Annotated in this window: 14 protein-coding genes and 1 tRNA gene; 7 read left to right on the forward strand and 8 right to left on the reverse strand. The window is 66.7% G+C overall.

The window, feature by feature from the left end:
* The 3 genes from VGV37_RS00520 to VGV37_RS00530 form a co-directional block, all read right to left on the reverse strand.
* Window positions 1-394: hypothetical protein (locus VGV37_RS00520; RefSeq protein ID WP_326877630.1), on the reverse strand; the 394-nt coding region annotated here is incomplete at its 3' end.
* Between the two features lie 110 nt (window positions 395-504).
* Window positions 505-589 (reverse strand) — tRNA-Leu (locus tag VGV37_RS00525).
* A 47-nt stretch (window positions 590-636) separates the two neighbouring features.
* A complete protein-coding gene (locus tag VGV37_RS00530) occupies window positions 637-1,419 on the reverse strand; it encodes a competence/damage-inducible protein A (protein WP_326877631.1) in 783 nt (260 codons plus the stop codon).
* Window positions 1,420-1,506: 87 nt separating this feature from the next.
* On the opposite strand from VGV37_RS00530, the gene sfsA reads away from it, so the two are divergent.
* From sfsA to radC, 3 genes are all read left to right on the forward strand, one after another.
* Window positions 1,507-2,208 (forward strand): DNA/RNA nuclease SfsA, encoded by a 702-nt coding sequence (gene sfsA, locus VGV37_RS00535; protein WP_326877632.1) that lies wholly within the window; start codon window positions 1,507-1,509, stop codon window positions 2,206-2,208.
* 67 nt (window positions 2,209-2,275) lie between these two features.
* On the forward strand, window positions 2,276-3,103 hold the full coding sequence (map, locus tag VGV37_RS00540; RefSeq protein ID WP_326877633.1) for a type I methionyl aminopeptidase: 828 nt from the start codon (window positions 2,276-2,278) through the stop codon (window positions 3,101-3,103).
* 19 nt (window positions 3,104-3,122) lie between these two features.
* Window positions 3,123-3,824, forward strand: a complete 702-nt coding sequence (gene radC, locus VGV37_RS00545) for a RadC family protein (RefSeq protein WP_326877634.1) — start codon at window positions 3,123-3,125, stop codon at window positions 3,822-3,824.
* A 10-nt stretch (window positions 3,825-3,834) separates the two neighbouring features.
* Here radC and VGV37_RS00550 read toward each other — a convergent pair whose 3' ends face one another.
* The gene (locus VGV37_RS00550) at window positions 3,835-4,329 is read right to left on the reverse strand and encodes a DUF3237 domain-containing protein (RefSeq protein WP_326877635.1); all 495 of its coding nucleotides are present in this window, start codon (window positions 4,327-4,329) and stop codon (window positions 3,835-3,837) included.
* 28 nt (window positions 4,330-4,357) lie between these two features.
* Complete coding sequence (locus tag VGV37_RS00555; RefSeq protein WP_326877636.1) at window positions 4,358-4,804, reverse strand: ester cyclase; 447 nt, start codon at window positions 4,802-4,804, stop codon at window positions 4,358-4,360.
* A 105-nt stretch (window positions 4,805-4,909) separates the two neighbouring features.
* On the opposite strand from VGV37_RS00555, the gene VGV37_RS00560 reads away from it, so the two are divergent.
* Window positions 4,910-5,518 (forward strand): helix-turn-helix domain-containing protein, encoded by a 609-nt coding sequence (locus tag VGV37_RS00560; RefSeq protein ID WP_326877637.1) that lies wholly within the window; start codon window positions 4,910-4,912, stop codon window positions 5,516-5,518.
* On the forward strand, window positions 5,515-6,342 hold the full coding sequence (locus tag VGV37_RS00565; RefSeq protein ID WP_326877638.1) for an arylamine N-acetyltransferase: 828 nt from the start codon (window positions 5,515-5,517) through the stop codon (window positions 6,340-6,342). Before VGV37_RS00560 ends, VGV37_RS00565 begins: the two co-directional genes overlap by 4 nt.
* Window positions 6,343-6,350: 8 nt before the next feature.
* Here VGV37_RS00565 and VGV37_RS00570 read toward each other — a convergent pair whose 3' ends face one another.
* Entirely contained in the window at window positions 6,351-7,106 is a 756-nt protein-coding gene (locus VGV37_RS00570) for an SDR family NAD(P)-dependent oxidoreductase (RefSeq protein WP_326877643.1), read from the reverse strand.
* Complete coding sequence (locus tag VGV37_RS00575; protein ID WP_326877639.1) at window positions 7,106-7,564, reverse strand: MarR family winged helix-turn-helix transcriptional regulator; 459 nt, start codon at window positions 7,562-7,564, stop codon at window positions 7,106-7,108. The genes VGV37_RS00570 and VGV37_RS00575 overlap by 1 nt, the downstream gene beginning before the upstream one ends.
* Before the next feature lie 180 nt (window positions 7,565-7,744).
* On the opposite strand from VGV37_RS00575, the gene VGV37_RS00580 reads away from it, so the two are divergent.
* Both VGV37_RS00580 and VGV37_RS00585 read left to right on the forward strand, forming a co-directional pair.
* Window positions 7,745-8,212: an SRPBCC family protein gene (locus VGV37_RS00580; protein WP_326877640.1), complete on the forward strand. Its 468-nt coding sequence runs from the start codon at window positions 7,745-7,747 to the stop codon at window positions 8,210-8,212.
* Between the two features lie 61 nt (window positions 8,213-8,273).
* Window positions 8,274-8,621, forward strand: a complete 348-nt coding sequence (locus VGV37_RS00585) for a GFA family protein (RefSeq protein ID WP_326877641.1) — start codon at window positions 8,274-8,276, stop codon at window positions 8,619-8,621.
* 105 nt (window positions 8,622-8,726) lie between these two features.
* On the opposite strand, the gene VGV37_RS00590 is transcribed toward VGV37_RS00585, so the two are convergent.
* The coding region (locus VGV37_RS00590; protein WP_326877642.1) for an NAD-dependent epimerase/dehydratase family protein at window positions 8,727-8,990 on the reverse strand (264 nt) is incomplete at its 5' end.

Consider the following 8,990-nt stretch of genomic DNA (forward strand, 5'->3'; position numbering starts at 1 on the left):
CATTCGCAACCGTTGAGCCTGCCGCGCCTGCCTTTGTTTGCTTATCGCGCCATCGCCCGAAAAGCTCTGGTTCGAGGGCTAAGAGGGAATGGTCAGCTAGGCCGCTGTTCCGCCACTTGGTCATAATGCTGCGTTGCTGCGCCCTGGGCTTCGCCGGCTTTGGGTCGACGACTTCTTGTTCGTACCGATCCAGCAGCATCCGCAGAGACGTGTTGGCTTCCTTGTCGCGGCTCATTCGTTCGTGCCGTGCCGACGCTCCGAGCTTGAGTTCGATGAACCGCTGGGCTTCAGCGTGCGTGTCGAATGTCTCGTTGACCTTTTCGAGGATCCCGTCGCGGCCCTTCCGGCGGATCTTCACTTGCCATGAATTTCCGCGCTTTATCGGGTTGGGCATATTGGGGGAACTCCTGGGGTGGCTACTTCCCAGTGTCCCACTTTGTCCCAATTCCCGCAATGATTTTGGGACAAATAATCTGAAATTACAAAAGTTCGTTTGTTTTCAATTGGTGAGGACGGAGGGAGTCGAACCCTCATGCCCGAAGGCGTCAGATTTTAAGTCTGAGGTGTCTACCGGTTCCACCACGTCCTCGACCGGGCGAGAGCAGTAGCATCAAGCCGGGGCGGGCGGCAACGGGGCTATGCCTTGGTTTCGGGCTCGCGCTCGACCGGCTCGCCGCCGAAGCCGCGGATCATGGCGATCACCGCTTCGCTCGCATGTTCCAGCGCAGCCGGATCGGCGCTGCGCAGCACCAGCGACACGCCGAAGCCGCCGCCACCGGTCCAGAACGGGTAGGAGCCGATCTCGACCGCCGGATAGTCCGCCTGGATCAGGCCCAGGTCGCGCGCTACGGTGCCCTCGGCCAAGCCGCAGGTAACGGAGCGCGACAGCATCTTGGCGCCGCCCTTCAGGCCGTGGCGGATGCCGTCGAACATGGCCTGCATGATCTTGGGCACGCCGGCCATGACATGGACGTTGCCGATGCGGAAGCCGGGCGCGGTCGAGACCGGATTGTCGATCAGGGTGGCGCCTTCCGGCACGTGCGCCATGCGCAGCCGCGCCTCGTTGAGCTCGATCCCGCGCGTCAGGTAATGCGCCTCCAGCCGGCGCTTCGCCTCCGGATGCAGGATCAGCTTCACGCCGAACGCCGCCGCGATGCATTCGGCCGTGATGTCGTCGTGGGTCGGCCCGATGCCGCCGGTGGTGAAGACGTAGTCATATTTCGCGCGCACCTCGTTGACGGTCGCGACGATCGTCTCCGGCACGTCGGGAATGACCCGCGCCTCGCGCATCTGCACGCCGACCTCGTTCAGGCCCTTGGCCAGATAGTTGAGGTTGATGTCCTGGGTGCGGCCCGACAGGATCTCGTTGCCGATGATCACGAGGCAGGCGGTGACGGGTGCGGGCGTGGGTTCGGTCATGATGAGTGAAAGCTAGGCCAGGACCGGGCGTTCGGCAAGCCGTGCCGACCCTTGCGGCCGCTCGCGCGAACCGCTACAGGGGCAGCCATGAGATTTCCCGCTCCCCTGGTGCGCGGCCGGCTCGTCCGCCGCTACAAGCGCTTTCTCGCCGACGTGGCGCTCGAAACCGGCGAGGTGATCGTCGCCCATTGCGCGAACCCGGGTGCCATGCTGGGCGTGGCGCCGCCGGATGCCGAGGTCTGGTTGTCGCCGTCGCGCAACCCGGCGCGGAAACTGGCCTGGTCTTGGGAACTGGTGCGGATCGGCACCGGACTGGTCGGCATCAACACGTCATGGCCGAACCATCTGGCGGAGGAGGCTATCCTCACCGGCGCCATTCCGGAACTCGCCGACTACGCCGCACTGACCCGCGAGGTGCGCTACAGGCGCAACAGTCGTATCGACCTGTTGCTGGAGGCGCCGGCGCGTCCCACCTGCTATGTTGAGGTGAAGAACGTGCACCTGAGCCGCGGCGACGGTCTGGCCGAATTTCCGGACTGCGTGACCCGGCGCGGCGCGAAGCATCTTCTGGAACTGGCCGACATGGTCGCGGCCGGCCATCGCGCGGTGATGCTCTATGTCGTGCAGCGCGAGGATTGCGACCGGTTCCGTACGGCGCCCGAGTTCGATCCGGCCTACCATGCCGGGTTGAAGGTGGCGTTGGCGGCGGGCGTCGAGGCTCTGGTCTATGGCTGTTCGGTCACGACCGGAGGCATCCTGGTCGACCGGAAACTGGAGCTGCTGGCCTAGAACGTCGCGACGCGGCATGATGGATGGAACGGGCCGACCCAGCCCCCTTGGACCCTGTAGGAAGACGATGACGGATCTGGCCCTGAGCGACCGCAGCTATGTCGAGGAAGCGCGCATCAAGCTGCATGCGCCCGAGGATTTCGCCTGGATGCGCAAGGCCGGCCGCCTGGCGGCCGAGGTGCTCGACTACATCACGCCGTTCGTGACGCCCGGCGTGACCACGGGCGAGCTCGACCGGCTGTGCCATGAGTTCATCCTCGATCACAAGGCGATCCCGGCGCCGCTCAACTATCGCGGCTTTCCGAAGGCGACCTGCATCTCGATCAACCATGTCGTCTGCCACGGCATTCCGGGCGACCGCAAGCTGATGGATGGCGACATCGCCAACATCGACATCACGGTCATCCTCGATGGCTGGTACGGCGACACGAGCCGCACCTTCCTGATCGGCGACAAGGTGCCGCTGAAGGCGCGCCGGCTGGTCGACATCACCTATGACGCCATGATGCTGGGCATCGCCGCGGTCAAGCCGGGCGTGCATCTGGGCGCCATCGGCTTTGCCATCCAGAGCTTCGCCGAGGCCCAGCGCTTTTCGGTCGTGCGCGACTTCTGCGGCCATGGCATCGGCAAGGTGTTCCACGCCGCCCCCAGCGTGCTGCATTACGGCCGGCCGAACGAGGGTCCCCAGCTGCGCGAAGGCATGTTCTTCACCATCGAGCCGATGATCAACAGCGGCCGCTACGAGGTGAAGGTGCTGGCCGACGGCTGGACCGCCGTCACCAAGGACAAGTCGCTGTCGGCGCAGTTCGAGCACACGATCGGCGTCACGGCCGACGGCTGCGAGATCTTCACCTTGTCGCCGGCCGGCCATACCAAGCCGCCCTATTCGGCCTAAGACGACCGCCGCGGCGCCGATGGGCGAGGCGGACGACGGGCAAGGGGCGAAGCCGGGCCATCTCGGCCATCGCCAGCGCCTGCGCGCCCGGTTCCTCGAAGCCGGGCCGGCCGCCTTGCCGGACTACGAGCTGCTGGAGCTGGTCCTGTTCCAGGCGAAGCCGCGCCAGGATACCAAGCCGCTCGCCAAGGCCCTGCTCGCCCGGTTCGGCAGCTTCGCCGGCGTGATCGGCGCCGAGATTCCGGCGCTGATGGCGGTACCGGAGATGGGCGAGGCCTCGGTCGTGGCGCTGAAGGCGATCCAGGCCGGGGTCGAACGGGTGCTGCGCGACGAGGTGCGGACGGCGCCCGTGCTGTCGTCCTGGGACAAGGTCGTCGACTATTGCCGCGCCGCCATGGCCCGCGCGCCGATCGAGCAGTTCCGGGTGCTGTTCCTCGATCGCAAGAACGTGCTGATCGCCGACGAGGTGCAGCAGACCGGCACGGTCGACCATACGCCGGTCTATCCGCGCGAAGTGGTGAAGCGGGCGCTCGAACTGGGCGCTTCCGCGGTCGTCATGGTGCACAACCATCCTTCAGGCGATCCGACGCCATCCAAGGCTGACATCGACATGACCCGGGCCGTCTCGGCCGCCTGCGCCACCTTGGGCATCGATCTGCACGACCATCTTGTGATCGGCCGCGCCGGTCATGCCAGCCTGCGCGGGCTGGGGTTGATGTAGTCGGGACAGCTCAAAGCACCTGGGAGACCCGGTAGGCGATGCCACCCTCGACCAGATAGCCCGAGCCGACGGAGACGATGTCGTTCAGCCAGGCGTAGGCCGGCGTGCCGGTTTCGAACAGCGGGTTGGTCCGGAAATAATAGCGGGCCGGATCGATCTGGTGCCGGCCCTCCGGATCGGCCATCCGAGCGCGCAGGTCGGGCGGAGTGACCCAGCGGCCGCCATAGGTCATGTGGATCAGGGCACCGTCGTGGGTACGCAGGGTCAGCCGCACGTCCAGCATCATGGCGCCATCGGGCCGGAACAGCGCCCAGTCGCCGCCGCCCGGCAGCACCTCACCATGCAGCTTGGGCCCTTCGAACGATCCGCCGGCCGCGCCGAACAGGATGCGCTGGCCGAACGGGCCGGCGCCGATGTTCAGGCGTGGATTCAGATCGACGACGATGTCGAAGAGCGGTGCCGTCTCGATCTCGCCGACGGATTTCACGCGGGGGTCGGGTGCCATGTCGTTGCCTTCGAGTGTGGGGGTGCGCCTAAGCGGCGCCGAACAGCTTGCGCCGGACCGCATCGGTCGAGACGCCGGATTGGGCGCACAGCGTCGCCAGGTCGAAGCAGAACCGCTCGCCGGCGATCAGATCGTCCTCGAAAGCGAACCGGATGGACACTGGCAAGCTGGCGCGGCGGCCGTTGGGCGTCACGCCGAAACGATCGCCGGTCATGGTCATCCGGGCCGTGCCCCAACAGACCAGCGTGTCGGCGTTGTGGGCATGTCCGTCGAGGGTGACGTCGTAGTCCGGAAACGACGTGAAGAACCGGGTGAGCGCCGCCGCGTTCTCGGCGAGGCCCTGCGCCCTCGTGCCGAAAGCCGGGCTGTCCAGCAGCATGTCCCGATGGAACAGCGCCAGGGCCGCCGGGACATCCTGCCGGCTCTTGGCCGCGGCAAGCGCCTGGGCCAGCTCGACCATTCGATCGCCGTTCATGCCGTTCTCCGATCGTTCATCAAGATGCGGACATCATGTCTCTGACATACTGTATGTATGTTATATGTCATGTTGTCCGATCGCATCAAGCGGTATGTTGCCGGCATGGACGATCCCAGACCCGAGAAGAGCCGTCGCGAGGAATATGCCGAAGCCACCCGCCAGGCGTTGCTGTCGGCCGGCCGCGATTCCTTCGCGAAGGAGGGGTATCAGGCGACCGGAATCGAGGCGGTTTCCCGGGCTGCCCGGGTGACGCGCGGCGCGTTCTATCACCACTTTTCGGACAAGCAGGCGCTGTTCGATGCCGTGGTCGTGGCCCTGCAAGCGGAGGCGACGGCCCGGATTGCCGAACGGGCCAAGATGCAGCGCAAGACCTGGGACCGCTTGAGCGTGGGCATCGATGCGTATCTGGATGCCTGCCTGGAGCCGGCCTACGGCCGTATCGTCATCCAGGAGGCGCCGGCGGTGCTGGGCAACGCGCGCTATCGGGAAATCGAAGAGGCCTACCCGATGGCGTTGCTCACCGCGACGCTCAACGCCCTGAAGCGTGCCGGCGAGCTGGAGTTCGAGGATATCGACCTGCTGAGCCGCATGGTCGACGCCATGATCTGCAAGGTGGCGCTCATGCTGCCGGAGGCGGACCATCCGAAGCAGGTAAGGCAGCGGGGACAGAAGATCATCGACAGCTTGCTCGGCGTGTTTCGGCGACCATGACCAATCCTTCGCGCGGCGTCGATCTCGATGCCTATTTCGCCCGCGTCGGCTATCGCGGGTCGCGGCACCCGACGCTCGAAACCTTGGCCGCGCTGCAAGCGCTGCATCCGGCCGCGATCCCGTTCGAGGCGATCGACCTGCTGCTGGGGCGGCCGATCGACCTTTCGCCGCCGGCGGTCGATGCGAAGCTGATCGGTGCGGCGCGCGGCGGCTATTGCTTCGAGCAGAACGGCCTGTTCAAGCGCGTGCTGGAGGCGCTGGGTTTCCAGGTCGCGGGCATGATGGGACGGGTCTATTGGATGAACCCGGGCCTCGCCGGCCTGCCGGCGCGCACCCACATGGCGCTGCGCGTGACGATCGACGGCGAACCGTGGTTGAGCGACGTCGGCTTCGGCACGCGCCTGCCGACGGCGCCGCTGCGGTTCTCGGATCCGGCGGCGCAACTCACCCGCCACGACAGCTTCCGCCTGCGACCCAGCGACGAGGGCCATGCGCTTGAGGTGCTGATCGACGGAAACTGGGTCCTGGTCTACGACCTGTCGCGCGAACCGCCGGCCGACATCGACTATGTGGTCGGCAACTGGTTCACCTCGAGCCATCCCAACAGCAGGTTCCGGCACAACCTGATGGTCGCGCGCACGGCGGACGAGGCGCGGTATACGCTGCTGGGCAATCACCTGACGATCCGGCCGCCGGGCGAGGCGCCCCGGCGGCTCGACCTCGATGCAGCCCAGGTGCTGGATGCGCTCGGCACTCTCTTCCTGCTGCGACCGGAGCCCGGCTGGACGCCGATGATCGAGTGGATGGTGGCCTCGGCCGGATAGGATTTCCGTCAGACCATGACGGCGCCGCCCGCGACGTCGAGCACGATGCCGCTGACCCATCCGGACTGCGGCGAAGCCAGGTAGAGCGCCGCCTCGGCGACGTCCTCCGGGGTGCCGAGACGGCGCAGCGGATGGGTGCCGACCAGCATCTCCTGCGTTGCAGCGGGGATCCGCTGCCGGTTGCGGTCGGTCAGGATGGTCTCGGGCGCGATGCAATTCACCCTGATGCCATCGGGTCCCACCTGCGCCGCCGCGTCCTGGGTCAGGAGGATGATGCCGGCCTTGGCGCAGGCATAGGCGATCGGGGCGCCGATGGGCGGTTTCCGCGCCGCGGCGGACGATAGGGTGACGATGCTCCCGGCCCGGCGGGCCTTCATGCCGGGCAGGAAGCTCTTCAGGGTGAGGAAGGTCGCCGTGAGATTGCCGTCGATCGACGCGCGCCAGCCGGCCTCGCTGATTTCTTCCAGGGGCCCCGGCGGCGTCGCGTTGCCGCCGGCGTTCGCGACCAGGATCTCGACCGGTCCTAGGCGCGCCTCGATCGTAGTGCGCAGGGCCTCGATCGCCGCGAACGACGTCACGTCGCCCTCGACCTCGATCGCAGTGCCGCCGCGCTCCCGGATCTCGCGCAGGACCTGGGCGCGCGCCGCGCCGTCGCGGCCGTGGACGGCGACCCGGGCGCCCTCGGCGGCGAAGCGCCGGGCGATCGCGGCGCCGATGCCGCGCGAGCTTCCGGTCACCAGAGCGATCTTGTTTTTCAGCAGCATCACGCTTCCTCCAGCCCGCGACCGGCCGACGCGGGCGGCCGAACCGTCTGCGCCATCCGGCCCAGCAGGGCTCTCAGGGTTTCGAGTTCATGGGGATCGAAGACCTGGCGCAGCCGGACATCGTGTGCCGCCGCCGCCGACCGCAATCGATGAAACAGAGCGCGGCCACCGTCCGTCAAGGCGACCTCGTGCTCGCGCCGATTGTCGGGCCGTCGCGCGCGCGTCAACAGGCCAGCCTGCTCCATTCCGTTCAGATGATGGGTCAGCGTCGGCCCACGCACGCCGACCTCCGCCGCCAGGTCCCGCTGCGTGCGGTGGCTGCCACGCATCAGCGCCAACAGGACGAGCCAGGTCGAGGTCGAGCCACCCGCCGCGGCCAGCGTGTCGTCGAACGCCTGGCCGACCACCTTCGCGGTCTGGGCCAGCAGCAGGCCGATGGGAGTTTCACGTGGTTTCATGATTATAACAATAGATATCGAACGATTCGAAATCTATCGAAAAATTGCAAATATCCGGTTCGACCTTCCGTTCGCGACCGGGCGTGGGAAAAGCAGCAAGAAAATTCGCTCCGGTTGTCGGGGACCCACCCTATGGTTCGTCCTTGGGGAGATAGCGATCTGAACCCCGGAGATTTTCAAATGACCAGCGCTGCCAACGACCGTGAACTCGTCCTCGAACGCGTCATCGACGTGCCGCCGGCCAAGCTGTTCAAGGCCTGGACCGATCCGGAACTGCTGAAGCAATGGTTCGCGCCGTTGCCCTACACCACGCCCGTCGCCGAACTCGATGTCCGCCCGGGCGGTTCCAACCTGATCGTCATGCGCGGCCCCGACGGCACCGAGATGCCGAACCGCGGCGTCTATCTCGAGGTGGTCGAGAACGAGCGGCTCGTCTTCACCGACGCCTTTACCGAGGCCTGGGTTCCGTCGCAAAAACCGTTCATGACCGTGGTCCTGACGTTCGAGGACCTGGGCGGCAAGACGAAATATACCGCCCGTGTCCGCCATTGGACGGTCGCCGATCGCGAGGCGCACGAGAAGATGGGCTTCCAGGAAGGCTGGGGTCTGTGCGCCGACCAACTGGCGGCGCTCGCCGCCAAGATCTAACCCATCGGCGGGGCCCGGCGCGCAATCAGCGTCGGGCCGGTCGCGATCCGGAGAGATGGACATGCTGTATCAAGGTCGTTGCCATTGCGGGGGCGTCGCGTTCGAGGTCGAAGGCGAGTTGACCGGCGCCGTCGCCTGCAACTGTTCGATCTGCAGCCGCAAGGGGGCGCTGCTATGGGCGGTCCCGCGCGACAAGCTGCGCGTCATCACCTGGGACGATGACATCGGCCGCTACGTCTTCGCCAAGGGCGCCATCGCGCATCGGTTCTGCCGAACCTGCGGCATGCATCCCTATGCCGAGGATACGGCTGCCGAGGGCGAGCGGTCGGCCTACATCAATATCCGCTGCCTGGACGGTGTCGAACTCGCGTCCGTTCCGACCTTCGAGTTCGACGGCCGCGCCGCTTAACCGTCACTGCGGGCGAAACGTCTCGCCCCGGCTGCCGCTTTCGAGGGCCGCCTTGTAGGCGAGGGCGATCGTCGCGGCCGGCAGCGGGCAAGCGCCGCAACGCTGTCAGCGCGAGCCGGACCTGTCCCAGCTGCCACGGATCGAGGTCTCCAGATCGGTCTCGGATGCGGTGCCAAGCGGGGCCAGCGCCCCGCTCGCCGCACAGCAAACGACGGCCGCGATGCCTGGCACCTCGTCGAACAGGCGCTCGATCGAGGCCGCGTCCTCGATATCCACGCGCACCGGTTCCTGCCGCGAGGCGGCGATGATTTCATGATCTTCCTGCAAGGCCCGAACGATGGCCCGGCCGATCGTGCCGCCGGCGCCGAC

Source organism: Aliidongia sp., assembly GCF_035943795.1.
In the GTDB taxonomy this organism is placed as follows: Bacteria; Pseudomonadota; Alphaproteobacteria; order ATCC43930; family CGMCC-115725; genus Aliidongia.

What these genes read in the sequence shown, in the direction of transcription:
- VGV37_RS00530 (WP_326877631.1), bottom strand. Translation starts at nt 1,419, where the DNA reads ATGACCGAACCCACGCCCGCACCCGTCACCGCCTGCCTCGTGATCATC.
- sfsA (WP_326877632.1), top strand. Translation starts at nt 1,507, where the DNA reads ATGAGATTTCCCGCTCCCCTGGTGCGCGGCCGGCTCGTCCGCCGCTAC.
- map (WP_326877633.1), top strand. Translation starts at nt 2,276, where the DNA reads ATGACGGATCTGGCCCTGAGCGACCGCAGCTATGTCGAGGAAGCGCGC.
- radC (WP_326877634.1), top strand. Translation starts at nt 3,123, where the DNA reads ATGGGCGAGGCGGACGACGGGCAAGGGGCGAAGCCGGGCCATCTCGGC.
- VGV37_RS00550 (WP_326877635.1), bottom strand. Translation starts at nt 4,329, where the DNA reads ATGGCACCCGACCCCCGCGTGAAATCCGTCGGCGAGATCGAGACGGCA.
- VGV37_RS00555 (WP_326877636.1), bottom strand. Translation starts at nt 4,804, where the DNA reads ATGAACGGCGATCGAATGGTCGAGCTGGCCCAGGCGCTTGCCGCGGCC.
- VGV37_RS00560 (WP_326877637.1), top strand. Translation starts at nt 4,910, where the DNA reads ATGGACGATCCCAGACCCGAGAAGAGCCGTCGCGAGGAATATGCCGAA.
- VGV37_RS00565 (WP_326877638.1), top strand. Translation starts at nt 5,515, where the DNA reads ATGACCAATCCTTCGCGCGGCGTCGATCTCGATGCCTATTTCGCCCGC.
- VGV37_RS00570 (WP_326877643.1), bottom strand. Translation starts at nt 7,106, where the DNA reads ATGCTGCTGAAAAACAAGATCGCTCTGGTGACCGGAAGCTCGCGCGGC.
- VGV37_RS00575 (WP_326877639.1), bottom strand. Translation starts at nt 7,564, where the DNA reads ATGAAACCACGTGAAACTCCCATCGGCCTGCTGCTGGCCCAGACCGCG.
- VGV37_RS00580 (WP_326877640.1), top strand. Translation starts at nt 7,745, where the DNA reads ATGACCAGCGCTGCCAACGACCGTGAACTCGTCCTCGAACGCGTCATC.
- VGV37_RS00585 (WP_326877641.1), top strand. Translation starts at nt 8,274, where the DNA reads ATGCTGTATCAAGGTCGTTGCCATTGCGGGGGCGTCGCGTTCGAGGTC.